The following is a 26,322-nucleotide window of genomic DNA, read 5'->3' on the forward strand; positions in this document are numbered from 1 at the left end:
ATCATGCTGGCTGCGCCGGCCCGCCCGTGGCGCAACCGCCCGCTCGGCGTGTCGGGCCCGCCGTGGCGCGCGGCCGCTCAGCTGACCGCGGCGAGGAACTCGCTGTAGAACAGGCCGAGCGCGATGGCCACCCCGATGCCCGCGATGATCCAGAACCGGACCACGATGTTGACCTCACTCCAGCCGGCCAACTCGAAGTGGTGCTGCAGCGGCGACATCCGGAACACCCGTTTGCCGGTGGTCCGGAACGAGATGATCTGGATCACCACGGACATCGTGATGATCACGAAGAGGCCGCCCAGGATGGGCAGCAGCAGGATGGTCCGGGTGGACATCGCCATGCCGGCGATCAGGCCGCCGAGGCCGAGCGCGCCGGTGTCGCCCATGAAGATCCGGGCCGGCGAGGTGTTCCACCAGAGGAAGCCGACACAGGCCCCGGCCGCGGCCCCGGCGATCAGCGCGATCTCCAGCGGGTCGCGCACCGTGTAGCAGTACTCACCGGCCGGGTAGTTCGGGTCCGCGCACCAGTGCCGGTACTGCCAGAACGCGATCAGCGCGTACGCCGCGAGCACCATCACCGAGGCGCCGGTGGCCAGGCCGTCCAGCCCGTCGGTGAGGTTCACGCCGTTGGTCGCCGCCATCACCACCATGATGATCACGATCACCGAGCCGATCTTGCCGATCTCCAGGAACGGGATGTCCCGGATGAAGCTCAGCGTCGTGCTGCCGACGGTCTCGGTGTTGGTGGCCGTGCCGCTGGCGTCGGTCATGCTGCTCGGGAAGTAGAGCGCCACCACGCCGAAAATCGCGCCGACCAGGATCTGGCCGGCGAGCTTGCCACGCTTGTTCAGGCCGCCGCTGTGCCGCTTGCGGACCTTCAGGAAGTCGTCGATGAAGCCGACCGCGCCGGAGAACACCATCAGCCCCAGCAGCACCAGCGCCGTGATGGTCGGCTCGACCTGGGCGATCTGCGCGTCCGGCAGGGTGGTCAGGGCCAGGTGGCCGGCGACGTACGCGATCACCGTGGCCAGGATGAAGACCACGCCGCCCATCGTCGGCGTACCCTTCTTGCCCTGGTGCATGGCCGGGCCCTCGGCCCGGATCGGCTGGCCGGCCTTGAGCCGGGTGAACACCTTGATCGCGATCGGGGTGCCGAGCAGGGAGATGAGGAAGGCGACCCCGATGGCGACGATGACCGCCCTCACGCGGCGCCGTCCTCGGTCCCGGCCGGGCCCGACAGCGGGCTTCCCGCGCCGTCCGGGCTCTTCCCGGTGGCCTCGCGCAGCGCGTCGACGACCTCCCAGGTGCGGTACCGGGAGCCCTTCACCAGGACCACGTCACCCGGACGCAGGTCACCCCGCAGCACCTCGACGGCCGCCGCCTGATCGGTGAGCAGCACCGACTCTCCTCCCCAGTTGCCTACCGCTGTGGCGCCCTCGTGGATCGGCGCCGCCGGCTCGCCCACCACGAGCAGCCGGTCGACCCCCAGCTCGGCCGCCAGCCGGCCCACCTGCTGGTGTCCCTCCGCCTCGAAGTCGCCCAACTCGGCCATGTAGCCGAGCACCGCGACGGTACGCCCCCGTCCCCGCATGCTCGCCAGCGCCCGCAGCGCGGCGCTCATCGAGGCCGGGTTGGCGTTGTACGAGTCGTCGATCACGGTGACCCCGTCGGCGCGCTCGAAGACGTCCATCCGCCGGGTCGAGACCAGGCCCAGCTCGCCCAGCGCGACGGCCAGCTCGGCCAGGGGCATGCCCAGCTCCCGGGCGACCGCCGCGGCGGCGAGCGAGTTGGAGACCTGGTGCCGCCCGGTCAGCCCGAGCCGCACCGGCGCGCTCCCCTCCGGCGTGACCAGGGTGTACGACGGTCGGCCCCGCTCGTCCAGGGTCACCGCCGTGGCGCGCACCTGGGCCCGCTCCGACTCGCCGTACCGGACCACCCGGGCCACGGTGCGCGCCGCCATCGCGTCGACCAGCGGGTCGTCGGCGTTGAGCACGGCCAGCCCGTCGGCGGGCAGCGCCTCGACCAACTCCCCCTTGGCCAGCGCGATGGTCTCCCGCGAGCCGAACTCGCCGAGGTGCGCCACGCCGACGTTGAGCACCACCGAGATCCGCGGCGGCACCACGTCGCACAGGTAGCGCACGTGCCCCACCCCGCGGGCGCCCTTCTCCATGATCAGGTACCGGGTCTCCGGGTCGGCCTGCAACGCCGTGTACGGGTGGCCCAGCTCGTTGTTGAACGAGCCGGGCGGCGCCACGGTGGGGCCGAGCCGCGTGGTGAGCTGGGCGATCAGGTCCTTGGTGGTGGTCTTGCCGGAGGAGCCGGTCAGTCCGATCACGGTGAGCCCGGGCAGCCGGTCGACCACCGCGCGGGCCAGCCGCCCCATCGCCGCGAGCGCGTCGGCGACCAGCACCATCGGCACGCCGGGCACCTCGCGGGTGCCGAGCACCGCCACGGCCCCCGCCGAGACGGCGGCGGCGGCGTAGTCGTGCCCGTCCACCTGCTCGCCGGGGAACGCCACGAAGAGCCCACCCGGGGTGACCTTGCGCGAGTCGAACTCCACGGTGCCGGTGACCCGGGCCGCCGGGTCGGCGGCGACCAGCCGGCCGTCGACGGCGCCGGCCACCTCGGCCAGGCTCAGCGGGATCACCGCTGCCCCGCCCGGTCACCGAAGCGGGCCCGCAGCGCCTCCGCCAGCTCGACCCGGTCGTCGAACGGCAGCACCTCGCCGTTGACCTCCTGCCCGCGTTCCTGACCCTTGCCCAGCACCGCCACCACGTCCCCCGGTTCGGCCAACCGGACCGCCTCCTCGATCGCGGCCCGCCGGCCGGGCACCTCGATGATCCGCGCGCCGACGTTCGCGGCGTACGCCCCGGCCAGCACCTCGGCCCGGATCGCGGCCGGGTCCTCGGTGCGCGGGTTGTCGTCGGTCACCAGCACCACGTCCGCCCCGGTCACCGCGGCGGCGCCCATCACCGGCCGCTTGCCCCGGTCCCGGTCGCCCCCGGCGCCGAGCACGCAGACCAGCCGGCCGGGGGTCAGCCCGCGCAGCGCGGCCAGGACCGCCTCGATCGCGTTGGCCTTGTGCGCGTAGTCGACCACGCCGCGCACCGGGGCGTCCCCGCTGACCAGTTCCAGCCGGCCGGGCACCCCGCCGCAGGCGGCCACCCCGGCCGCCGCGGTGGTCGGGTCGACGCCGGCGGCCACCAGCACGGCGATCGCCAGCAACGCGTTGGCCACGTTGTGCCGGCCGGGCAGCGCCACGCCGGTGGGCAGGGTCAGCCCGTCCGGGCCGTGCACGGTGAAGCGCTGGGCGTAACCCTCGCCGTCGATCCCGTCGGCCCACCAGGTGGCGGCCGGGTCGCCGGCCGCCGAGTAGGTGACGGTGGCCGGTTTCCGCAGCGGCCGCAGCGCCGGATCGTCGTGGTTGAGCACCTCGACCGCGCAGCGCCCGTCGAAGAGCTTGGCCTTGGCCGCGAAGTAGTCCGCCTCGTCGGCGTGGAAGTCCAGGTGGTCGGAGCCGAAGTTGGTGTAGCCGCCGACGTCGAACCGCACCCCGCCGACCCGGCCCATGGCCAGGGCGTGGCTGGACACCTCCATGACCACCGTGTCGACCCCCCGCTCGCCGGCCACGGCCAGCATGGCGTGCAGGTCGGTGGCCTCCGGGGTGGTCCGTACGCTGTCGATCACCAGGTCGCCCAGCCGGGTCTCCACGGTGCCGATCAGCCCGGTGGTGCGCCCGGCGGCGCGCAGCCCGGACTCGATCAGGTAGCTGGTGGAGGTCTTGCCGGCGGTGCCGGTGACCCCGATCATGGTCAGCCCGGCGGTGGGGTCGCCGTAGACGGCGGCCGCGACGTCCCCGAGCACCGCCCGCGGGTCGTCCACCACCAGCACCGGCAGGCCCGCCGCGGCGGCCCGCTCGACGCCGGCCGGGTCGGTCAGCACGGCCACCGCGCCGGCCTCGGCCGCGCCGGCGGCGAACTCCGCGCCGTGCCGGCGGGCACCGGGCAGGGCCGCGTACAGGTCGCCCGGGCGGACCTCCTGGCTGGCGTGGGTCACCCCGGTGACCTCGACCGCCGCCGGGTCGCCCGCGAGGCCGCTCCGGCCGCTCGCCGGCAACCGGACAGCGAGGTCACCGAGCCGGACGGGATGCACGGTACGGGGGCGTGGATTGCCGGACACGGCGTCAGACCCTACCCGGTCGTCCGGTTCCGGGCGCACAGCCCGCCCCGGTGGTTCGTCCCCACTCACCGATGATGTCCCGCCGTGCCCGCTCAGCGCGGAAAGACCTCGAACTTGGGCGACCGGTCGGTCGCGGACGGCGGCACCCGGTAGTGGCGCAGGGTGAAGCCCATCATGTCGCGGAAGGCCGGCGCGGCCAGCGCGCCGCCCTCGCCGCCCGGGCTCCAGACGAAGACCGCCACCACGTACCGGGGCTTCTCCGCCGGGGCCATGCCGATGAACGAGGCCACGTCGCCGGGCTGGCGCTTGCCGTTGTCGTACCGCAGGCCGGTGCCGGTCTTGCCGGCCACCCGGTAGCCGGGGACGGCGGCGGCCAGGCCGGTGGCCCGCCCGTCGGGGCCGTCGACGGTGGTGACCGCCTCCAGCATGGTGCGCAGCGCGGCGGCGTTGGCCGGGCTGAGCACCGAGCGGGTGACCGGCTTCGCCGGTGTCGTCTTCTTCCCGTCCGGGCTGATCACGTTCCGGATCAGGTGCGGCTGGACGTACGTGCCGTTGTTGGCGATCGCGTTGTACGCGGCGGCCATCTGCAGCGGGGTGGCGTCCACGCTGTGCCCGATCGGCACCGACCCGTACGACGACCCGCTCCACTGGTCGGCGGGGAGCAGCCGGCCGGGGGCCTCCCCCGGCATGCCCTCCCCGGTGGCCTGCCCGAGCCCGAACCGCTTCTGGTAGTCGATCAGCCGCTCCTTGCCCAGCTTCTCGGCGATCTTGATGGTGCCGATGTTGGAGGAGAAGGCCAGCATGCCGGGGATGCTCATCGTCCGCCCGTTCGCCGGGCGGGTGTCGCTGAACGGGACGCCACCGAGGGTGATCGTGTTGGCGACCGGGAACGCGGTGTCCGGGGTGATCACGCCCTCCTGCAGGGCGGCGCCGTAGGTGATCGCCTTGTGGATCGAGCCGGGGTCGACGATGAAGCTGGTGGCCGCGTCCTCCCGGTCCCGCGGCGAGGCGACCTTCTGCGGGGCGGCGGCGTTGTAGCCGGGGTAGCTGGCCTGGGCCAGCACCTCGCCGGTGGGCACGTCCATGATCACCGCGGCGCCGACGCTGCCCCGGGTCTGGGCCATCCGGCTGGACAGGATGCGCTGCGCCTGGAACTGGAGGTCCCGGTCGACGGTCAGCTGCAGCGAACCGCCCGGCTTGGCCGGGGTGGTCTCGCTGTAGCCGCCGGGGATCGGCGCGGCCAGGTCGCCCTGCCCGATCTCGTAGCGCTTCTTGCCGGACTTGCCCTCCAGCAGGTCGTCGTACTTGGCCTCCAGTCCCTCCAGGCCGACCATGTCCTGGCTCACGAAGCCGATCAGGTTGGCGGCCAGGTCGCCGCCGGGCACCTCGCGCCGCTCGTCCCGGTGCACGTTGATGCCGACGAGGTCCAGCGCCATGATCTGCTTGGCCTTGTCGATGTCGACGCCGCGGGCCAGGTACTCGAACTGGGACGGGACGCCGGTGGGCAGCTTGCGCGGCTTCATCCGGTCGGCCAGCTCGCTGGCGGGCACGCCGAGCAGCGGGGAGAGCAGCTTCGCCGTGGTGAGGCGGTCCTTCACCCGGGTCGGGTCGGCGAAGACGTACCGGGCCTCGACGCTGTGCGCCAGAGGGGCGCCGGTGCGGTCGTAGATGGCCCCGCGCGGGGCGGGCAGCTCGACCACGGCCAGCCGGCTGTTCAGCCCACCGTCGGCGTAGGCCGGGGTGTTGACGGTCTGCAGGGCGATCAGCCGGATGCCGATGGTGGTGAAGAGCGCCAGCGCGAGCAGGGTGCCCAGCCGCAGCCGGCGGCGCGGGTCGGCGAGCTTCGGCGGGCGCGGCGGCTTGCGGGACGGTCGCCGGGCGGCGGCTGGGCGCGCCGGGCGGCGCGGGCCGGGCCGGCGGCGCGGCGGCGGCGCGTCGTCGTCGTCGTCGAAGGGCTCCCGGGCGGGCCGGGCGGAGACGGTCCGCACCACGCCGGCCCGGCCGCCCGCGGCGCTCTCCCGGCGGCCGGCGCGGGCGGCCCCGGCCCGGCCGCCGTCGAGCACCTGCAACGCCGGCCGGAACGGGTCCCCGGAGCGGTTGCTGCGCGGGGTACGCCGCTGCTCGGCGCCGGTGCCGGTGCGGGCGGCCGCGCCGCCCTCGCGGATGGTCCGGCCCCGCGGGGTGTACGCCCGGGCGTCGGAGATGCCGCCGACGCCCGGTTCCCGCGGCTCGCCACCCCGCGACGACCCGCGCCGGGAGCCTGTGGCGTCCCGGCGCGGATCGTCCGATCTCGGCGGCATCGATCAGCCTCCGTTGCCCTGCTGGCTGGTGATGGCCGGCGCACCCTCCGCCGGGTGCGGGATGCCGATCGTTTTGCCGTCCGGCAGCCGGATGTACGCCGGGTCGTCCGACTCCACCAGGCCCAGCTTGCGGGCGTTGGCGGTCAGGTTGCCGGGTGCCTTCTGGTCGGCGATCTCCTTCTCCAGCTGCTGCTGGTCGACGTCGAGCTTGGCCTGCTGCTGCTGGAGCTTCTCCAGCTTGAAGGCGTTCTCGTTGATCTTGGTGTTGACCGCCAGGATGCCGAGCACCCCGCCGACCACGAGCACCAGGATCAGCCCGACGAACGGCGCCCGGGGCACCCGGACCGGCGGCGGCGGGGCGACCCGCAGCCGGGGCGCCGGGGCACCGGCGGGGCGGGTCCGCTCGGCCGGCCGCAGGGCGGCGCTGCCCTGGGTGGGGAACTCGCGCGCCCCCCGGGCGCGAGCCTCCCCCCGGCGGTCGAGCCGGTCGGCCCCCGTCATCGTACGCGTGGTGCGCTGCGCCGTGGTCCGGCCCCCCGACCGCGGTGCGCGCTGCCCGACGGCGTCCCGGCCGTCGCGCTGGTCAACGTTCATGTCCCCTCCCCCTCTTCGTCCGTCCCGTCCCTCGGGGCCGCCCCCGGGTCCCGCTCGGACCCCGGTGACCCCGTCCCCGGTTGGTGCATCGCCTTGACCCGGCGGCGGTACCGTTCGCGGTCGGTACGCCCCTGCCGGGCCGCCTCCGGGTCGAGCCGTTCCGCGGCCCGCAGCCGCACCGAGGCGGCTCGCGGGTTCGCCGCGACCTCGGCCTCCCCGGGCAGCTCCGCGCCCCGGCTGAGCAGCCGGAACGTCGGACCCGACCCGGGCAGTTCGACCGGGAGGTCGATCGGGCCCTTACTGCGGACCCGATCGGCGAGCGCCTGCTTGGTGAGCCGGTCCTCCAGCGAGTGGTAGGACAGGACCACCATGCGGCCGCCCACGGTGAGCTTGTCCAGAGCGGCCGGCAGCGCCGTCTCCAGCGCTGCCAGTTCTCTGTTTACCTCGATCCGTAAAGCCTGAAACGTTCTCTTTGCCGGGTGTCCCCCGGTTCGTCGGGCTGGTGCCGGAATGCTCTCCCGGACCAGCTCGGCCAGTCGCGCCGACGACGTGATCGGCGCGCGCTCGCGCTCGCGGATGATCGCCGAGGCGATCCGCCCGGCGAACTTCTCCTCGCCGTACACCCGCAGCACCCGGGCCAGGTCCGGGTGGGCGTAGGTGTTGACCACCTCCTCGGCGGTCACCCCCCGGGTCTGGTCCATCCGCATGTCCAGCGGCGCGTCCTGCGCGTACGCGAACCCGCGGTCGGGCGCGTCCAGTTGCAGGGACGACACGCCGAGGTCGAACAGCACCCCGTCGACCGCCGGGTAGCCCAACCGGTCGAGCACCTCGGGCAACTCGTCGTAGACCGCGTGCTCGAGGTGGATCCGGTCGGCGAACCGGGCCAGCCGGACCCGCGCGTGGGCCAGGGCCTCGGTGTCCCGGTCCAGACCCACCAGGACCGTCTGCGGATGCGCGGCGAGCACCGCCTCGGCGTGCCCGGCCAGACCGAGCGTGGCGTCGACGTGGACGGTGCGGCCGTTCCGACCCAGCGCGGGGGCCAGCAACTCGAGACACCGCTCGAGCAGCACCGGCACGTGCGTGCCGCGTAGCTCCCCCATCTCGACCCCCACTGGTTGAAACTCGCTTCCGTCCATCTCGCGTCCGTACTCGTCACGGCGCCTCGTCATACCGCCAGATCCCCATCCGCTCCCGCCCGCCGGAGGCCGCGGCCCTCCGTTACGGATCGTGCGCCTGGCACCGGGGAAGGGGTGCCAGGAACTCGAAAGCGGGTGGAGATCTCGCAGTACGTCGGGCGCCGTCACGCCCTACAGACCGCCGGGCAGCACCCCCTCCTCGATGTCGGCGAAGTCGTCTTCGCTGTCGGTGAGGTAGGCCTCCCAGGCCGCCTTGTCCCAGATCTCCACCCGGGTGCTCGCGCCGATCACGACCAGCTCTCGGTCGAGCGCGGCGTAGGACCTCAGGTGCGCGGGGATGGTCACCCGACCCTGCTTGTCCGGCACCTCGTCGTGCGCGCCCGCGAAGAAGACCCGGCTGTAGGCCCGGGCCGCCTTGCTCGTCATCGGCTGCGCGCGCAACTGCTCGGCGATCCGCTGGAACTCGGGCATCGGGAAGACGTAGAGGCAGCGCTCCTGCCCTTTGGTGATCACGACACCCCCCGCCAGCTCATCCCGGAACTTGGCCGGCAGGATCAACCGGCCTTTGTCGTCCAGGCGCGGAGTGTGGGTGCCGAGGAACATCGGCCCAACCCCCTCGCCCTGAGCGGCGTTCGCGGCGCCGCTGACCCCCCGGGCCGGTGTGGCCCTCCCGGCCTCACCATCGCGCCCCACTCTACTCCACTTCCCTCCACCCGCAACCAGAAACGCCCGCGTGGCGCGGCGTTTCCGCGCGCAAAAGCGCACGTCAGAAGGGGTGGAGCGGAGTGGAGGGCCGCAGCGGCGCGGCGCGCCGGTCCGCTACCCGACATTGATCGACTCCGTCCGGCGGACCGCCCGCTGGCCGTCCGCCGGGCCGTCCCGGCCGAACGGTTCGCCGTCGGCGGCGGTCTGGTGGGCCCCGGGGTCCGGTAACCTCGCTCGCGTGACGGACGCGAAGATGCCCCTGCGGGCAAAGGTGGCCAGCTCCGTGTCGCGGACCGCCGCGGCGCTGTCGCGGGCCGCGGGCCGTGGCGACGGCTCGGTGATCGGCGGATGGATCGGCCTCAAGATCGACCCGGACCTGCTCGCCCATCTCTCGTCGGGCCGGGCCATCGCCCTGGTGTCCGGCACCAACGGCAAGACCACCACCACCCGGCTCACCACCGCCGCGGTCGGCGTGCTCGGCCGGGTCGCCACCAACTCCTTCGGCGCGAACATGCCCACCGGCCACACCTCGGCCCTGGCCAAGGCCGGCAGCACCCCGTACGCGGTGCTGGAGGTCGACGAGCACTACCTGGCCCAGGTCCTCGAGGCCACCGAGCCGCACGTGGTGGCGCTGCTCAACCTCTCCCGCGACCAGCTCGACCGGGCCAAGGAGGTCGCCATGATGGCGCAGCTCTGGCGCGCCGCGCTGGTCCGGCACCCGGACGTGCGGGTGGTCGCCAACGCCGACGACCCGATGGTGGTCTGGGCGGCCAGCCCGCCGGCCGACCCGGCGCACGGCCACGTCCCGCCGCACGTCACCTGGTTCAGCGCCGGCCAGCGCTGGCACGACGACTCGTGGGTCTGCCCCGAGTGCGGCTCCACCATCGAACGCTCCGGCGAGCAGTGGTGGTGCACCGGCTGCCCGCTACGCCGCCCCGAGCCGCAGTGGACCGTCGAGGACGACGGCGTGCTCGACCCCACCGGCGCCTGGCACAAGGTGCAGCTCCAGCTCCCCGGCAAGGTCAACCTCGGCAACGCGGCCACCGCGCTCGCCGTGGCCGCCGAGTTCGGCGTACGCCCGGTGGACGCGGTCTCCCGGCTCGGCGCGGTCAGCTCGGTCGCCGGCCGCTACGCGCAGGTCGACCGGGACGGGCGCAACATCCGGCTGCTGCTGGCCAAGAACCCGGCCAGCTGGCTGGAGGCGTTCGACATGGCCGACGAGGCGCCGACACTGCTCTCCATCAACGCCCGCGACCCCGACGGGCTGGACACCTCCTGGCTCTTCGACGTCGACTTCTCGCCGCTGCGCGGCCGGCAGGTGCTGATCACCGGCGACCGGGCCTACGACCTGGCCGTCCGGCTGGACGTCAACGCCGTCCCGTTCCAGCACATGCGCAGCTTCGACGAGGCGGTCCGCGCGGTGCCGCCGGGCCGGCTGGAGGTCATCGCCAACTACACCGCCTTCCAGGACATCCGAGCGGAGCTGGACCGTGTCAACTGAGAGCCTGCGCATCGTCTGGATCTACCCCGACCTGCTCTCCACCTACGGCGACCGCGGCAACGCGCTGATCCTGGCCCGCCGGGCCCAGCTGCGCGGCATGCCGGTCGAGGTGCTGGAGGTCCGCTCCGACCAGCGGCTGCCCGCCACCGCCGACATCTACCTGCTCGGCGGCGGCGAGGACGGCCCGCAGGCGCTCGGCGCCCAGCGGCTGATCGCCGACGGCGGCCTGCACCGGGCGGTGGCCCAGGGCTCGGTGGTCTTCGGCGTCTGCGCCGGCTACCAGCTCCTCGGCACCTCCTTCTTCGCCAAGGGCGCCCAGTACGCGGGGCTGGAGCTGCTGGACATCTCCTCCGACCGGGGCCCCACCCGGGCCGTCGGCGAACTGGCCGGCGAGGTCGACCCCCGGCTGGGCATCCCGCACCTGACCGGGTTCGAGAACCACGGCGGGCGGACCCGGCTCGGCGCCGGGGTGTCGCCGCTGGCCCGGGTGACCGCCGGGGTGGGCAACGACGGGGTCACCGAGGGGGCCTGGCGGGGCAAGCTGCTCGGCACCTACTCGCACGGCCCGGCGCTGGCCCGCAACCCGGCCCTGGCCGACCTGCTGCTGCGCTGGGCGACCGGCATCCACCAGCTCCCCGCGCTCGACGACACCTGGGCCGACCGGCTCCGGTCGGAGCGCCGCACCGCGGTGGCCGCGGCCGCGAGGGCATGACCGGCGCCGCCCGACTGCGGCGGCGACCACCGGGCCTGCGCCGGTGCCTCCGGTTGCTCCGGCAGCCGTCCGCACGCCGGTTCGCGCTGCTGCTCCTGCTGCTCGCCGGGTTCGGCGTCGCGCTGCTGCTGGTTCCCCGCCCGGACCTGGGCGAGCTGCCCCGGCTGGCCGACTCGCTCGGCGGGTACGCGCCGGTGGCCGCCGTGGTGGGCGGCGCCCTGCTGCTCGTGGCGCTGGTCCCGCGTACCTTCGTCACGCTGGCCGCCGGGGCGATCTTCGGTCCGGTGCAGGGCGCCGCGTACGCCCTCGGCGCCGCGCTGCTCGCGGCGGCCCTCGGCTTCGCGGTCGGCCGCCTGCTGGGCCGGCAGTTCGTCGCCGAACGGGTCCGCGGCCGGCTGGCCCGGCTGGACGGCTGGTTCGCCCGGCAGAGCGTGTTCGGCGTGCTGACCGTCCGGCTGCTGCCCATCGCCGGGTTCGGCCTGGTCAGCTACGGCTACGGCACCACCGGGGCGCGGGTGCTGCCGTTCCTGGCCGGCAGCGTGATCGCCGCCGCCCCCACCGCCATCGGTTACGCGGCCATCGGGGCGGCGGTCAGCTCCCCCGACTCGATCAACTGGTACGCCGCGGCCCCGGCCAGCCTCGGCCTGATCGCCAGCGCGATCATCATCCACCGCTGGTGGCGGGCCGAACGCAAGCGGCGGATGGGGTCGAGCTGAGGTGAGCGGCGCCGGGAAGCCGCCGGTCGGCCAGCCTGCGGCGTCCCACCGGTCCCGCCACCCACGCAGGACCGGCCCGGACCACCAGGCACCGGACCGGTCGCGCGTTCGGAGCGGGTGCTACTTCTTCGCCGGCGAGGCGTAGCCGACGACGCTCGACTCCCAGTTGCGGTGCAGGACGTGCGTCACCCCGTTCGACTGGTTACCACCGACCACGTAGTAGTCGCCGTCGGTGGTGGTGTCGTAGTAGGAGGTCACGATCGCCACGTGGTCCATGGTCCCGTTACCGTCCCAGTCGAAGACCGCCGCGTCCCCCTTGCGCGGGATGTAACCGCTGCCGCGACCGTGCCAGGTGCCGTTGTTGATGCCGTAGGTGCGGAAGCTGGCGGCGGCGGCGTTGAGCCCGGTGTACTTCGCGCCGCCCCAGTAGAAGGCGAACTTCGCGAAGTCGGCGCACCACGCCCGGGGGCGCCACTGCACGTCGTCCCAGGTCTTCGACCCGTTCCGGTACATGTAGCCCGGGCTCACCGGCCCGCAGGGCTTGTACTGGCTGGCCTGACCGTCGTACCGGTCGTTGATCGGGTCGGCCCAGAAACCGGTGTAGAAGTTGCAGTCCGCGCCGCTGCGCTCCTGCCGCCGGTAGACCACGTCGGAGTTGGTGGAGGTGAACTGCTCCCAGGCGATGTTCCCGACGTCGATGCCGAGCTCGGTGTCGGCGGCCTGCGCGACGCCGGGGACGGCGACGAGGCCGGCGGCGACGACGACCAGGGCCGTCAGCGCCGTACGGATGGTCTTCATAGGGGTTCGAATCTCCAGTCCGCGGTTCACAACCAGGAACCGCAACGTCGGTTGGTGTTGGCGTCACTCGTGCAGACCTTGAGGTAGACGCCGGAGCTGAACGGGCCGTACCACTCGTCCTCGGCCCAGTCGCCGACACCGCCGGTCGCCTCGTCGAGCTTGACGCCGCTGGACGAGGTGCTCGGCGTGCGGATCCACACCTCGGCACGGCGGCCGTCCTTGGCGGTGTCCTCCAGGAAGTAGCTGAGTCCCGTGGTGTACGCCTCGGGACAGATCTGATACTGCAGGCGCGCGCCGGAGATGCTGTCCGTGCCGCCGCGGCAGGCCGCCGCCGAGGCCGCCGTCGGCGCCAGGACCACCGCGGCGGATCCGACGAGTCCGGTGGCGACGGCGATCCGCAGACCGCGGTGCCAGGTTCTGCTCACACTGGTCCTCCCGTGGGAATGTGGCGACCCTCTGCCGCCCCCGTGCACCCACCGTCCCGGCAACCGGTGGAACCGGCGTGGAAGACGGGTGCAGAACGGGTTCCACGGCGATCGGCCCGGATCGATACACTGGGTGGCCGGAGCGACGCTCAGGGGCACGGAGGGCTCTCGGATGGCGCAGTTGCGGATCGCCGTACTCGGTCCGCTCGAGGTCGAACGCGACGGCGCCGCCCTGCCGCTCGGCCCTCGGCAGGCGGAACTCCTCTCGGTGCTGGTCATCACGCTGGGACGCCCCGTGCTGGCCAGCCGCCTGGTCGACCTGCTGTGGGGCTCCCGGGCCGGTGACGGCGCCGCGGCGACCCTGCGCAGCCACGTCTCGCACCTGCGCCGCACCCTGGCCGGCGGTCGGTGCGCGGACGACCGGGACCCGGTCGTGGCCACCGTCGGCGCCGGCGCGGCCCTGGCGTACCGGCTGGACCTCCCGCCCGACGGGCTCGACGCCCACCACTTCGAGCGGGAGATCACGCAGGGGCGGCGGCTGCTCGACGACGGTGATCCGGCGGGCTTCGCGCGCGCCGCGGAGCTGTTTGCCGCCGCGCTGGCCCGCTGGCGGGGCCCGGCCTTCGCCAACGTCGCCGACCGGCCGTACGCCCTGTCCGAAGTGGCCCGGCTGGAGGCGCTCTGCCGCACCGCCCGGCGGGGCTCCGCCGAGGCGCTGATCGCGCTGGGGCGGCACGCCGCGGCGATCGGCGACCTGACCGGCGCGGTCGCCCAGTTCCCGTACGACGAGAGCCTGCGCCGTCTGCTCGCCCTGGCGCTCTACGCCGAGCAGCGGGTGGACGAGGCCGCCGAGGTGTGCCGCCAGGGCACGGCCCTGCTGCGCGAGCGGGGCATGGACGCGCCCCAGTTGCAGCGGCTGCACGCCGCGATCCTGCGTCGCGAGGAACTGCCCGGCGCGGTGCACGCGCCGGCAGCCGGCCCGGCGCCGGCGGCGCCGGCGGCGCCGGTGAACCTGCTGCCGCCGGACCCGCCGCACTTCGTCGGCCGGGCCGGCGAGCTGGACGACGCCCGGCGGCACTGCGTGGCCCCGGACCGACGCCGGATCCTGCTGGTCAGCGGACCGGCCGGGGTCGGCAAGACCAGCTTCGCCGTCCGGCTCGCGCACCTGCTGGCCCGCGACCTGCCGGACGGCTGCCTGTACGTCAACCTCCGCGGTTTCGACCCCGGTGGCGCGGCGCTGTCCGGCGACGAGGCGGTGCGCCTCTTCCTGGACGCGTTGCACGTGTCACCCGGCCGGATCCCCGCGAGCGAAGAGGGCCGGGCCGGTCGCTTCCGCTCCCTGGTGTCCACGCGACGGATGCTGATCGTGCTGGACAACGCCCGGGACGCCGAGCAGGTGCGCCCGCTGCTGCCCGACGCGTCGGCTTGCGCGGTGGTGGTGACCAGCCGCTCGCAGCTACCCGGCCTGGTGGCCGCCGAAGGCGCGCATCCGGTCACGCTCGGCCTGCTCACCATGACTGAGGCCCGCGAACTGCTGCGGACGCGGCTGCGCGACGGCCGGGTGGCGGCCGAGCCAGGCCCGGCCGACGACATCATCGAGCGGTGCGCCCGGCTGCCCCTGGCGCTGGCCGTCGTCGCGGCCCGTGCGGCCGCCCACCCCGGTTTCAGCCTCACCGCGCTCGCCCGGGAACTCGTGGCGTCGCAGGGCAGCCTCGACGGCTTCGCGGCCGGGGATCCCGTCACCGACCTCCGCTCCGTCTTCTCCTGGTCCTACCAGGCCCTCGGCGAGCCCGCGGCCCGGATGTTCCGCCTGCTCGGGCTGCACCCCGGCCCGGACCTGTCGGTGCCGGCCGCCGCCAGCCTCGTCGCCCGGCCCGAACGGCAGGCGCGAGCCGCCCTGGCCGAGCTGGCCCGCGCCCAACTGGTGACGGAACGGGAGCCCGGCCGGTACACCTGCCACGACCTGCTGCGCGCGTACGCGACCGAGCTGGTGGAGTCGGAGCCCGCGGAGATCCGCCAGGCCACCCGGCTGCGGATCGTGGACCACTACCTGCACAGCGCCCGTGCCGCCGACGAGCAGTTGTCCCCGCTGCGCGAGCCGACCGCACCGTCGCCGCCGCCGTCGGGGGTGACGCCCGAGGAACCCGCGGACAACGCGGCGGCGCTGACCTGGTTCGCCGAGGAACACGAGGTCCTCGTCCGGGCGGTCGACATGGCCGGGCGGCACGGCCTGCACCGACACGTCTGGCAACTGGCGTCCTCGCTCACCACGTTCCTGAGCCGCCGCGGCTACTGGGTGGAGCTGATCGTCGTCCAGAACCACGCGCTGGCCGCAGCCGAGCGGGCCGGCGACCCGGCGGCGTCGGCCCAGGCGCACCGCGACGTCGCCGCCGCCTACTCGGAGACGGGCCGGCTGCCGGCGGCCCGGGCCCACCTGAAGTCGGCGCTGCTGCTGCTCGACGGGCAGGCGGACCGGGTCGGCCAGGCGCACACCCTGCTGAGCCTGGGCTGGGTCAGCGAGAAGGAAGGCGACCAGGCGACGGCGCTGGGCCACGACCAGCTCGCGCTGCGGCTCTTCCAGGCCGCCGGCGACGAGGCGGGTGAGGCTCGGGCGCTGAACGCGGTCGGCTGGGACCACGCCGTGCTGGGCAACTACCCGGAGACGGTCCGGCACTGCCAGCGGGCGCTGATGCTGCAACGACGCCTCGCCGACGCGGTCGGCGAGGCGAACAGCTGGGACAGCCTGGGCTATGCCCTGCACCACCTCGGTCACCACCGGACGGCGGCCCGCTGCTTCCGGCGGGCCCTGACGCTCAACCGCGAGTTGGGGCACCGCTACAACGAGGCAGAGGCGCTGCAGCACCTCGGGGACAACCACGCGGCCCTCGGTGACCCGGTGACCGCTCGGCGCTGCTGGCGGGAGGCGCTGGAGATCCTCACCGAGATCGCGCATCCGGCGGCCGAGACGCTCCGCGACAAACTCGCCCCGGCGCGCTGACCGGGCGCGGGCGCGCTCACCCGAGCGCGCCCGCGCCACTGTTCAGACGACGACCGAGACCATCCGGCCCTTCACCACGATCACCTTGCGCGGCTCCTTGCCGGCCAGCGGGCCGGCGACCGCCTCCAGCGCGGCCGCGCGGACCACGTCCTCGGCCGCGTCGGCCGGCACCTCGACCCGGCCGCGCACCTTGCCGTTGACCTGCACCGGGTAGGTGACGGTCTCCGCCACCAGCAGCGCCGGGTCGGCGGTCGGGAAGTCCGCGTACGCCAGCGAGGTGTCGTGACCCAGCCGGTGCCACAGTTCCTCGGCGATGTGCGGGGCGAACGGGGCCACCATCAGCACCAACGGCTCGGCCACCTCGCGCGGCGTCTCCGCCAGCCGGGTCAGCCCGTTGGTCAGCTCGATCAGCTTGGCGATCGCGGTGTTGAACCGGATCCCCTCCATGTCGCCGCGGACCCCGTCGATCACCTTGTGCAGCAGCCGCCGGGTCGCCTCGTCGGCCGGGGCGTCGGTGACCCGCAGCTGACCGGTCCGCTCGTCGACGATCGCCCGCCAGACCCGCTGCAGGAACCGGTACGAGCCGACCACCGCCCGGGTCTCCCAGGGGCGGGAGACCTCCAGCGGGCCCATCGACATCTCGTACACCCGGAAGGTGTCCGCGCCGAACGCCGCGCACATCTCGTCCGGGGTGACCACGTTCTTCAGCGACTTGCCCATCTTGCCGTACTCGCGCGTGACCTCGGTCTCGCCGTGGAAGTACCGGCCGTCGACCTCGACGACCTCCTCGGCCGGCACGTAGGCGCCCCGGGCGTCGGTGAACGCGTACGCCTGGATCATGCCCTGGTTGAACAGCCGGCGGAACGGCTCGAACGAGCTGACGTGGCCCAGGTCGTACAGCACCTTGTGCCAGAAGCGGGCGTACAGCAGGTGCAGCACGGCGTGCTCGGCGCCACCGACGTACAGGTCGGTGCCCCCACAGTCGGGTCGGCCGCGGTCTCCGGTGTCCCGAGGGCCCATCCAGTAGGCCTCGTTCTCCGGGTCGGCGAAACGCTCGCCGTCGGTCGGGTCCAGGTAGCGCAGCTCGTACCAGCAGGAGCCGGCCCACTGCGGCATCACGTTGGTCTCCCGGGTGTAGCGCTTCGGCCCGTCACCCAGGTCCAGCTCCACCTCGACCCAGTCGCGCCGCCGGGACAGCGGGGTCTCCGGGTTGCTGTCGGCGTCCTCCGGATCGAACGTCTTCGGCGAGAAGTCGTCCACCTCGGGCAGCTCGACCGGCAGCATCGACTCGGGCAGCGCGATCGGCGCACCGGTCTCGTCGTACACGATCGGGAACGGCTCGCCCCAGTAGCGCTGCCGGGAGAACAGCCAGTCCCGCAGCCGCCAGGTCACCGCCCCGACGCCGTGCCCGTTGGCCTCCAGCCACTCGATGATCCGCGCCTTGGCGTCGGCCACCCCCAGGCCGTTCAGGTCCAGGCCGCGGTCGGGCGCGGCGCTGTTGACCGCCGGGCCGTCCCCGGTGTACGCCTTGCCGGTGAAGCCCTCCGGCGGCTGCACGGTCCGCACGATCGGCAGGTCGAAGACCTCGGCGAAGTCCCAGTCCCGCTCGTCCTGGGCGGGCACCGCCATGATCGCCCCGGTGCCGTAGCCGGCCAGCACGTAGTCGGCGATGAAGATCGGGACCTGCGCGCCGGTGACCGGGTTGGTGGCGTACTCGCCGATGAAGACGCCGGTCTTCTCCTTGGTCTCCGCCTGCCGCTCCACGTCCGTCTTGGCCGCGGCGGCCTTCCGGTACGCCTCGACGGCCGCCCGGGGGTTGGCGTGCCCGCCGGTCCAGGACTCCTTCGTCCCCGCCGGCCACTCGGCCCGCACCAGCACGTCGACCAGCTCGTGCTCGGGCGCCAGCACCAGGTAGGTGGCCCCGAAGACGGTGTCCGGCCGGGTGGTGAAAACCCGGATCGGGGCGGCCTCGGTCGGGAAGTCGATGTGCGCGCCGGTGGACTTGCCGATCCAGTTGCGCTGCTGCAGCTTGATCGGCTCGGGCCAGTCCAGCGTGTCCAGGTCCGCCAGCAGCCGGTCCCCGTACGCGGTGATCCGCATCATCCACTGCTTCAGGTTCCGCTTGAAGACCGGGAAGTTGCCCCGCTCGGAGCGGCCGTCGGCGGTGACCTCCTCGTTGGCCAGCACGGTGCCCAGGCCCGGGCACCAGTTCACCGGCGCCTGCGACACGTACGCCAGCCGGTGGTCGTCGACGATCCTCCGCCGCTCGCCCACGGTCAGCTCGGACCACGGCCGGCCGTCCGGCGTCGGGCGGGTGCCCCCCTCGAACTCGGCGATCAGCTCGGCGACCGGCCGGGCCTTCTGCGCGTCCGGGTCGTACCAGGAGTTGAAGATCTGCAGGAAGATCCACTGGGTCCAGCGGTAGAAGTCGGTGTCGATGGTGGCCACCGACCGTCGCTCGTCGTGGCCCAGCCCCAGCCGGCGCAGCTGCGCCTTGTACCGCTCGATGTTGGCCACCGTGGTGGTCCGCGGGTGGGTGCCGGTCTGCACCGCGTACTGCTCGGCGGGCAGCCCGAACGCGTCGAAGCCCATCGCGTGCAGCACGTTGCGCCCGGCCATCCGCTGGTAGCGGGCGTAGCAGTCGGTGCCGATGTAGCCCAGCGGGTGCCCGACGTGCAGGCCGGCGCCCGACGGGTAGGGGAACATGTCCAGCACGTACAGCTTCTCGGCGCCCGCCCGCGGGTGGTCCGGGTCGGCCAGCGGACCGGTCGGGTTCGGCGCGTGGAAGGTGCCCGCCCGCGCCCAGCTGTCCTGCCAGCGGTGTTCGATCTCCTCGGCCAGGGCCGCGGTGTACCGGAACGGGGGAATGTCGGTCGCCGGTGCGGCTGCCTCACTCATGGCGTGTCTCCTCGGCGCGGGTCAGGTCGGAAATGGGAGGTCTGCTGCGGGCACAAAAAAGCCCCTCGCGCAGGAGGGGCGGCCGTGCTGTCGCGCGCTCAGCGCATCAGCACGGCTCGGTAAGAAGCAGGAAGACTCCGGCCATGACCGGCAGTGTACCCCGCCTACCCCTGGACCATCTCGCCCGCACCATCGGTCGGGACATTCCCCCGGTCCGGCGAATATTCCGGGCGTAACCGACCGACCGCCTGCGGGGGTCGGCGACAACGAGAAACATGGTTAGCCTGAGAGACCAGTGAGATTTTTGCGGCAGACGAGGCTCGGCGTCGCGAACCCAACGGCGGGTCCAGGTGCTCTATAAAGAGCTGCCGTCCAGGCGACGAGGAGGAGGCCCGTGACACAACAGACCTGGGACGAGGTGGGCGGTCTGCTGCCGCACGCCGAGTTCCGCGCCGCCAGCGAGGCCATCGTGGCCAACATCGAGCAGGTCATCGAGGGCAAGACGGCCACCGTCCGGCTCGCCCTGGCGGTGCTGCTCGCCGAGGGCCACCTGCTGATCGAGGACGTGCCGGGCGTCGGCAAGACCAAGCTCGCCAAGGCGCTGGCCCGCTCCATCGACTGCTCGGTGCGCCGCATCCAGTTCACCCCCGACCTGCTGCCCAGCGACGTCACCGGGGTCAGCGTCTACAACCAGGAGACGCACGACTTCGAGTTCCGGCCGGGCGCCGTCTTCGCCAACCTGGTCGTCGGCGACGAGATCAACCGGGCCTCGCCGAAGACCCAGTCGGCGCTGCTGGAGTGCATGGAGGAGCGGCAGGTCACCGTCGACGGGGTGACCTACCAGCTGCAGACCCCGTTCATGGTGATCGCGACGCAGAACCCGATCGAGATGGAGGGCACGTACCCGCTGCCGGAGGCGCAGCGCGACCGGTTCACCGCCCGGATCGCGATGGGCTACCCGGACGCGGGCGCCGAGCTGGCCATGCTGGACGGGCACGGCGCCGCCGACCCGCTGAACGGGTTGCGCCCGGTCTCCGACGCGGCCATCGTGCGCCGGCTGATCGGCCACGTCCGGCAGGTGCACGTGGCCGACGCGGTCAAGCAGTACGCCATCGACCTGGTCACCGCCACCCGCGAGGCCAACGACCTGCGGCTCGGCGCGTCCCCGCGGGCCACCCTCCAGCTGCTGCGCACCGCCCGCGCGGTGGCCGCCCTGGAGGGGCGGGACTACGTCCTCCCGGACGACCTGCAGGCCCTCGCGGTGCCGGTGCTGGCGCACCGGATCATCCCGACCGCCGACGCCCAGCTGGCCCGCCGCACCACCGACGCGATCGTCGCCGAGCTGGTGCACCGGCTGCCGCTGCCGCACGACCGCAAGCGCTCGCCGTACGACACCCGGCCCGCCCCGAACAACGGCCGCGGGCCGTACGAGCCGCGGAGGCCGTGACGTGCGCGATGGGCTGCGCGGGCTGACCACCCGCGGCCGCTCCTTCCTGGCGGCCGCGGTCGCCGCCGCCATCTCCGCCGCCATCCTCGGCGAGAAGGACCTGCTCCGGGTGGCCATCCTGCTCGCCATCCTGCCCCTGCTCGCCGCGGCCTACGTCGGCCGCAGCCGCTACAAGCTGGCCTGCAGCCGCTCCCTGGAGCCGCACCGGGTGCCGGTCGGGGCCAGCTCCCGGGTGGTGCTGCGGCTGCAGAACCTGTCCCGGCTGCCCACCGGCACGCTGCTGCTGGAGGACCGGCTCCCCTACGCGCTGGGCAGCCGGCCCCGGGTGGTGCTGGAGCGGCTCGGCGCGCACCAGGCCAGCTCGGTGGCGTACACGGTCCGTGCCGACGTGCGCGGCCGGTACGAGGTGGGGCCGCTGGTGATCCGGCTGACCGACCCGTTCGGGCTCTGCGAGCTCAGCCGGGCCTTCCCCAGCACCGACCACCTGACGGTGATCCCGCAGGTCACCCCGCTGCCCCCGGTGCGCCTGCCCGGCGAGTACGCCGGCAGCGGCGACAGCCGGGCCCGCTCGGTGGCGGTGCACGGCGAGGACGACGCGGCCACCCGGGAGTACCGGATGGGCGACGACCTGCGCCGGGTGCACTGGAAGTCGACGGCGCGCACCGGCGAGCTGATGGTGCGCCGGGAGGAGCAGCCCTGGGAGAGCCGGGCCACCGTGGTGCTGGACACCCGGGCCTTGGGCCACCGGGGGGACGGCCCGACGGCCAGCTTCGAATGGGCGGTCTCCGCCGCCGCCAGCATCGCCGTGCACCTGCGCCAGGCCGGGTACAAGCTGCGCCTGGTCACCGGCGACGGCGCGGACGTGGACGCCGCCGAGGCGGGCGGCGACGGGCTGCTCCTCGACCACCTGGCCGAGGTGCGGCTGGACAAGCGCGGCGAGATCACCTCGCTGGTGCAGCAGGTCCGGCAGCGGGCCGACGGCGGGCTGATCATCGCGCTGTTCGGCACGCTGAGCACCGCCGAGGCGGAGCTGCTGGCCGGGCTGCGCGGCAACGGCGCCACCTGCGTCGGGTTCCTGCTGGACAGCACCACCTGGCTCAACCTGCCGGACAAGGCGCGGGCGGAGGCGGCGCACGCGCACGGCACCGCGGCGCTGACCCTGCTGCAGAGCGGGTGGCGGGTGATCGGGGTGTCGCACGGCGGCCGGCTGCCGGTGCTCTGGCCGCAGGCGGCCCGCGGCTCACAGGGCTTCGCGCTGCGCGCGGCGCTGGCCGAGACGGTGGCCGGAGGCGTGCGATGACCGGAAGGGTGGTCCCGTGACCGCGACCCGCAACCTCGGCTTCGTCGCGGCGGCGGCGACCCTGCTGGCCGCGGCACCGCTGTCGGCCATCTTCGAACGCTGGACCTGGCTGATCCAGGCGGCCATCGCGGTCGTCGTGGTGGCCGGGGCCGCCGCGCTGAGCCGGCTGGCCCGCTTCCCGCTGTGGGGGCAGGTCCTCGCCATGCTCGCCGGCCTCCTGCTCGCGCTGACCTGGATCTTCCCGGGCGGCACCGAGCTGCTGGCGTTCGTGCCCACGCCGGGCACGTTCAGCCACTTCGGCGACCTGATGGGCGCGTCGTTGCAGGACATGCGCACGTACGGGGTGAAGGTCCCGGACGTCGACTCGCTGCTCTTCCTCACCGTGCTGGGCATCGGCGCCGTCGCGGTGGTGGTGGACGTGCTGGCCGTCGGGCTGCGCCGGCCGGCGCTGGCCGGGCTGCCGATGCTGGCCATCTACTCGGTGCCGGTGGCGGTCTACGTCGACAGCGTTCCGGCCACCCCGTTCGTGGTGGGCGCCTGCGGCTACCTGTGGCTGCTGGTCACCGACAACGTCGACCGGGTGCGCCGGTTCGGCCGCCGGTTCACCGGCGAGGGCCGCGACGTCGACGTCTGGGAGGCGTCGCCGCTGGCCGCGGCGGGCCGCCGGCTGGCCGTGGTCGGGGTGGCCCTCGCGGTCGCCCTGCCGCTGGCCGTGCCCGGGATGACCGGTGGGCTGATGGAGGCCGTCGGCAACGGCACGGGCGACGGCAACGGACGGCCCGGCCAGGGCGGCAGCCCGGGCCGGATCGACCTGTTCGCCGCGCTCAGCGGCCAGCTCAACCAGTCCGAGGTGGCCGAGATGGTCAAGGTCACCACCAACGAGCCCACGCCGTTCTACCTGCGCTTCGGGGTGGCCGACGAGCTGCGCCCGGACGGTTTCCGGGTACGGGTGCCGACCGGCCGGTCGGTGAACCGCGGCCTGCCCGACCCGACCGAACGCACCGGCCGGGCCGTGGACCAGCGCCGCTACCGGGCCACCGTCGAGGTGAAGAACCTCAACATGCCGCTGTTGCCGGTGTATGCCGAGCCGGTGAAGACCGAGGACCTGAACAGCAGCTGGCTCTACGACCAGAACCTGCAGATCCTCTTCTCCAACCGGGAGAACTCCCGCGGCAAGCGCTACGCGTTCGACTACGTCCGCTCGACGTACAGCCCGGCGCTGCTGCGCGGGACGCCGTCGCTGCCGGCCGACGACCCGGTGCTGCGCCAGCAGACCGTCACGCCGGCGGTCCGGGCCGTCGACCGGCTGGTCGACCGGCTGGTCAAGGGCAAGCAGAACGACTACGACAAGGTCCGGGCGATCTACGACTACTTCTCGGTGGAGAACGGCTTCTCCTACTCGCTCTCCACCCGGGGCGGCACCAGCGGGGACGACATCACCGACTTCCTCGCCACCAAGGCCGGGTTCTGCCAGCAGTACGCCGCCGCGATGGCCTGGCTGGTCCGGGCCGCCGGCATCCCGGCCCGGGTGGCGTTCGGCTTCACCAACGGCAACAACTCCGAGGGCGGCACGTACGTGCTGACCAACCGCAACCTGCACGCCTGGACCGAGGTCTACTTCGCCGGGGTCGGCTGGGTGCCGTTCGACGCCACCCCGGCGGCCAGCGTCGCGGGGTCGGTCCGGTCCGCCTGGGCCCCCGACACCGACGCCCCCGAGGAGGCCACCCCGCTGCCGGGCAGCACCGCCGCGCCGAGCGGGGCCGACCCGTCGGCCGGCGCGAACGACCCGGACCGGTTGGACAAGGACGCCGACCAGGGTCTGAATGTCGGCGGTGGCGACCCGGCCCAGCAGAACCCGGTCTGGCCGTGGTGGCTGGCCGGGGTGCTGGTCCTGCTGGTGCTGCTCGCCCTGCCAGCGCTGCGGCGCTCCGCGTTGCGCCGGCGCCGCCGGGTCCGGGCGGTCGCGCCGGCGGCCACCGCGGTGGCGACCGTGCCCGGACCGCGGGGCGCGGTCCGGGACCTCACCGTCGGGGTGGACCCCGAGCGGGCCCGGGCGGACGCCCACGCGGCCTGGGACGAGTTGCTGGACACGCTGGTGGACTACCACGTCCGGGTGGATCGGACGGAGACCCCGCGGGCCACGGCCGAGCGGCTGGTCCGGGAGACCCTGGTCGAGGACGCCGGGGCGGTCACCGGGATCCGGCTGCTCGGGCGGGCCGAGGAGCGCGCCCGGTACGCCCGCGACCCGCTGACCGGGGAGCCGCTGCATCCGGCCCTGGGTTCGGTACGCGGCGCGCTCGCGGCCCGGGCCGACCGGCGTACCCGGATCATGGCGGCCCTGCTGCCGCCGTCGGTGCTGCTGCGCTGGCGCACCGCGGTCACCGACCGGTCGATGGGGCTGGTGGCCACGTCGGGGCAGGTGCGCGACCGGCTGTTGCGCTGGAACCCACGCCGCCTGCTGGCGGGCCGGACGGCCCGCTGACGGTTGGGTCCGCCGGCGCTCCCCCGCCGGCGGACCGGCCGCCCTCGGTCAGGACCGGCGGCCGCGGTCAGGAGCGGCGGGCGCGGTCAGAACCAGCCGCCTCGGTCAGAACAGCCGCCTCGGTCAGAACCGGCAGCCTCCGTCAGAACCAGCCGCCTCGGTCAGAACCGGCGGCCTCGGTCGGGACCGGCCGCCCTCGGTCACCCGGGCCCTGCGCACGTGCTGGTGAGCCCGCCGCCTCGCGATCGGGTGGCGGGTGGTCGGGGCGCGTGTCAGCCACCACGGTCGCCGGCCGTTCCGGCGTCCCGTCGTGGCCCCGGCCCTCAGTGGGACCTGGTCAGCGGTGCCCCTCCGGGCGATGCCGCCAACGGTCCTCCATCCGGTCGAGGAACGAGCCCCGCCGGCCGGCCCGGCCGCGGGGGCGACGGCTGGTCGTGCCGCCCACCACGTGCAGGTCCGGCGACTGGGAACGCCGGTGCGACTGCACCGCGTAGCCCAGCGAGGCCAGCATGACAACGAAGCCCGCCACGGCAACGGCGGGAAGCGCGATCACGGCCCCGTAGATCAGCAGGGCCAGACCAGCGATGACCACGCCGGCAGCGACGAGCACGCGACGCCGCGCGTGGAATCGCGGGTCGCTGGCGCGCACGGCCGAGGCGAATTTGGGGTCCTCGGCAAGCGACCGCTCGATCTGCTCGAACAGCCGCTGCTCGTGCTCCGAGAGCGGCACGGCACTCCTCCCCGGTCACGTTGGTCGGCCCGGGCGGGCCGACAGACCGTGGCAGCCAACCGGCTGCTTACCCGCAAGTCTACGAGGGGGCTCGCGCGTCGGAAAGCGGGACGACCTACGGCCGGGTCGGTTTTTCCACGCGGCGCGGATCGCCCCTGCCGAGAAGACTGGCCGGACCTATGACGGACCGCCCGAATCGGGCGGCCGCCGCGTCGGCCGCCACCTCCGCCTCCCGCCAGCCGCGCTCGGGCGCGCCCAGGGTGAGCTGCTGGGGCGTCTCCGCGACACCGGCCAACCCCTCCATCCGGACGCCGACCAACCGGACCGGCTCACCGGGGGCCAGAGCGGTCCAGAGCGCCCAGGCCGTGTCGAACATCTCCCGGGCGGTATCGGTGGGCACGGTCAGCGTGCGGGACCGGCTGACGGTGCGGAAGTCGGCCAGCCGCACCTTCAGCGCCACGGTCCGCCCGACCTGGCCGGCGGCGCGCAACCGGGCGCCGACCTTCTCGGCGAGGGCCAGCAGCGCGCGGCGGATCTCCACCGGGTCGGTCACGTCGACGTCGAAGGTCACCTCGGCGCCGATCGACTTCTCCACGTGCTCGGAGGAGACCGGACGCGGATCCCGCCCCCAGGCCAGCTCGTGCAGGTGGGCGGCGGACGCCTCGCCGACCGCCCGGCGCAACAGGCCCGGCGGCGCCTCGGCCAGGTCGCCGACGGTCCGCAGCCCGAGCCGGCGCAGCGCCTCCGCGGAGCGCTCCCCCACCCCCCAGAGCGCGCCCACCGGCAGCGGGTGCAGGAACTCCAACACCCGGGCGGCGGGCACCACGAGCAGCCCGTCCGGCTTGGCCCGGGTCGAGCCCAGCTTGGCCACGAACTTGCTCGGGGCCACCCCGACCGAACAGGTCAGGCTCTGCTCCTCGGCGACCCGGCGGCGGATCAGCCGGGCGATCTCGGCCGGCGCGCCGAACAGCCGCCGGGCACCGGTCACGTCGAGGAACGCCTCGTCCAGGGAGAGCGGCTCGACCAGCGGGGTGACGTCCCGGAAGATCCGCATCACCGCCCGCGAGGCGGCCGAGTACTGCGTGAAGTCCGGCGGCAGGTAGACCGCGTCCGGGCAGAGCGCCCGGGCCCGGGCGGTGGGCATGGCGCTGCGCACGCCGTAGCGGCGGGCCTCGTAGCTGGCCGAGCTGACCACCCCGCGCGGACCGATGCCACCCACCACGACCGGCCGGCCGCGCAGCTCGGGACGGCGGCGCACCTCCACCGAGGCGAAGAAGGCGTCCATGTCGACGTGCAGGATCGGGCAGCCGGTGTCGTCGGCGTCCGGCCCGAAGCGCGGATCACCGCCCCGGGGCAACGACTGGCTGCGGCCCATTCCGGCAGGCTATCCGGCCGGTCCGA

General features: G+C 74.1%; 19 protein-coding genes. 7 read left to right on the forward strand and 12 right to left on the reverse strand.

The annotated features are described in order from the left end of the window. Positions 1-77 precede the first annotated feature (77 nt). From mraY to mraZ, 7 genes are all read right to left on the reverse strand, one after another. Positions 78-1,205 carry a phospho-N-acetylmuramoyl-pentapeptide-transferase gene (gene mraY / locus AB0I11_RS09485; protein WP_357316069.1) on the reverse strand — a complete coding sequence of 376 codons (1,128 nt, stop codon included), beginning with the start codon at positions 1,203-1,205 and terminating at the stop codon, positions 78-80. Continuing rightward, positions 1,202-2,647, reverse strand: coding sequence for a UDP-N-acetylmuramoyl-tripeptide--D-alanyl-D-alanine ligase (murF, locus tag AB0I11_RS09490; RefSeq protein ID WP_357316072.1), 1,446 nt, complete (start codon positions 2,645-2,647; stop codon positions 1,202-1,204). Before murF ends, mraY begins: the two co-directional genes overlap by 4 nt. Continuing rightward, entirely contained in the window at positions 2,644-4,218 is a 1,575-nt protein-coding gene (locus AB0I11_RS09495) for a UDP-N-acetylmuramoyl-L-alanyl-D-glutamate--2,6-diaminopimelate ligase (RefSeq protein WP_357316075.1), read from the reverse strand. Before AB0I11_RS09495 ends, murF begins: the two co-directional genes overlap by 4 nt. Before the next feature lie 53 nt (positions 4,219-4,271). Beyond that, a complete protein-coding gene (locus AB0I11_RS09500) occupies positions 4,272-6,479 on the reverse strand; it encodes a penicillin-binding protein 2 (RefSeq protein ID WP_357316078.1) in 2,208 nt (735 codons plus the stop codon). 3 nt (positions 6,480-6,482) lie between these two features. Continuing rightward, positions 6,483-7,073 (reverse strand): hypothetical protein, encoded by a 591-nt coding sequence (locus tag AB0I11_RS09505; RefSeq protein ID WP_357316081.1) that lies wholly within the window; start codon positions 7,071-7,073, stop codon positions 6,483-6,485. Then, entirely contained in the window at positions 7,070-8,173 is a 1,104-nt protein-coding gene (gene rsmH / locus AB0I11_RS09510; RefSeq protein ID WP_357316574.1) for a 16S rRNA (cytosine(1402)-N(4))-methyltransferase RsmH, read from the reverse strand. The genes AB0I11_RS09505 and rsmH overlap by 4 nt, the downstream gene beginning before the upstream one ends. Positions 8,174-8,380: 207 nt before the next feature. Then, positions 8,381-8,812, reverse strand: a complete 432-nt coding sequence (gene mraZ / locus AB0I11_RS09515; RefSeq protein ID WP_046569779.1) for a division/cell wall cluster transcriptional repressor MraZ — start codon at positions 8,810-8,812, stop codon at positions 8,381-8,383. A gap of 355 nt (positions 8,813-9,167) precedes the next feature. Here mraZ and AB0I11_RS09520 point away from each other — a divergent pair, with 355 nt between their 5' ends. The 3 genes from AB0I11_RS09520 to AB0I11_RS09530 are packed head-to-tail and all read left to right on the forward strand — an operon-like array spanning position 9,168 to position 11,843. Beyond that, entirely contained in the window at positions 9,168-10,415 is a 1,248-nt protein-coding gene (locus AB0I11_RS09520; protein ID WP_357316577.1) for a MurT ligase domain-containing protein, read from the forward strand. Continuing rightward, positions 10,405-11,127, forward strand: coding sequence for a glutamine amidotransferase (locus AB0I11_RS09525; RefSeq protein WP_357316086.1), 723 nt, complete (start codon positions 10,405-10,407; stop codon positions 11,125-11,127). Before AB0I11_RS09520 ends, AB0I11_RS09525 begins: the two co-directional genes overlap by 11 nt. Beyond that, a complete protein-coding gene (locus AB0I11_RS09530) occupies positions 11,124-11,843 on the forward strand; it encodes a VTT domain-containing protein (RefSeq protein ID WP_357316089.1) in 720 nt (239 codons plus the stop codon). The genes AB0I11_RS09525 and AB0I11_RS09530 overlap by 4 nt, the downstream gene beginning before the upstream one ends. A 120-nt stretch (positions 11,844-11,963) precedes the next feature. Here AB0I11_RS09530 and AB0I11_RS09535 read toward each other — a convergent pair whose 3' ends face one another. Both AB0I11_RS09535 and AB0I11_RS09540 read right to left on the reverse strand, forming a co-directional pair. Then, entirely contained in the window at positions 11,964-12,641 is a 678-nt protein-coding gene (locus AB0I11_RS09535; protein WP_357316094.1) for a CHAP domain-containing protein, read from the reverse strand. A 26-nt stretch (positions 12,642-12,667) separates the two neighbouring features. Further along, positions 12,668-13,066 (reverse strand): hypothetical protein, encoded by a 399-nt coding sequence (locus tag AB0I11_RS09540; protein ID WP_357316097.1) that lies wholly within the window; start codon positions 13,064-13,066, stop codon positions 12,668-12,670. Between the two features lie 172 nt (positions 13,067-13,238). On the opposite strand from AB0I11_RS09540, the gene AB0I11_RS09545 reads away from it, so the two are divergent. Next, on the forward strand, positions 13,239-16,064 hold the full coding sequence (locus AB0I11_RS09545) for a BTAD domain-containing putative transcriptional regulator (RefSeq protein ID WP_357316099.1): 2,826 nt from the start codon (positions 13,239-13,241) through the stop codon (positions 16,062-16,064). Positions 16,065-16,106: 42 nt separating this feature from the next. Here AB0I11_RS09545 and leuS read toward each other — a convergent pair whose 3' ends face one another. After that, positions 16,107-18,962 (reverse strand): leucine--tRNA ligase, encoded by a 2,856-nt coding sequence (gene leuS / locus AB0I11_RS09550; RefSeq protein ID WP_357316102.1) that lies wholly within the window; start codon positions 18,960-18,962, stop codon positions 16,107-16,109. A 394-nt stretch (positions 18,963-19,356) separates the two neighbouring features. On the opposite strand from leuS, the gene AB0I11_RS09555 reads away from it, so the two are divergent. Genes AB0I11_RS09555 through AB0I11_RS09565 form a run of 3 tightly spaced genes read left to right on the forward strand, consistent with a single transcriptional unit; the run spans position 19,357 to position 24,191 of the window. Continuing rightward, complete coding sequence (locus AB0I11_RS09555) at positions 19,357-20,409, forward strand: MoxR family ATPase (RefSeq protein ID WP_357316106.1); 1,053 nt, start codon at positions 19,357-19,359, stop codon at positions 20,407-20,409. A gap of 1 nt (position 20,410) precedes the next feature. After that, on the forward strand, positions 20,411-21,709 hold the full coding sequence (locus tag AB0I11_RS09560; protein ID WP_357316110.1) for a DUF58 domain-containing protein: 1,299 nt from the start codon (positions 20,411-20,413) through the stop codon (positions 21,707-21,709). Between the two features lie 16 nt (positions 21,710-21,725). After that, entirely contained in the window at positions 21,726-24,191 is a 2,466-nt protein-coding gene (locus AB0I11_RS09565; RefSeq protein ID WP_357316115.1) for a DUF3488 and transglutaminase-like domain-containing protein, read from the forward strand. Between the two features lie 337 nt (positions 24,192-24,528). On the opposite strand, the gene AB0I11_RS09570 is transcribed toward AB0I11_RS09565, so the two are convergent. Both AB0I11_RS09570 and AB0I11_RS09575 read right to left on the reverse strand, forming a co-directional pair. Continuing rightward, positions 24,529-24,921 (reverse strand): DUF3040 domain-containing protein, encoded by a 393-nt coding sequence (locus tag AB0I11_RS09570; protein ID WP_357316118.1) that lies wholly within the window; start codon positions 24,919-24,921, stop codon positions 24,529-24,531. Between the two features lie 115 nt (positions 24,922-25,036). Further along, positions 25,037-26,296, reverse strand: coding sequence for a DNA polymerase IV (locus tag AB0I11_RS09575; protein WP_357316121.1), 1,260 nt, complete (start codon positions 26,294-26,296; stop codon positions 25,037-25,039). Positions 26,297-26,322 lie beyond the last annotated feature (26 nt).

The sequence above is a fragment of the Micromonospora sp. NPDC050495 genome (assembly GCF_040655175.1).
In the GTDB taxonomy this organism is placed as follows: domain Bacteria; phylum Actinomycetota; class Actinomycetes; order Mycobacteriales; family Micromonosporaceae; genus Micromonospora.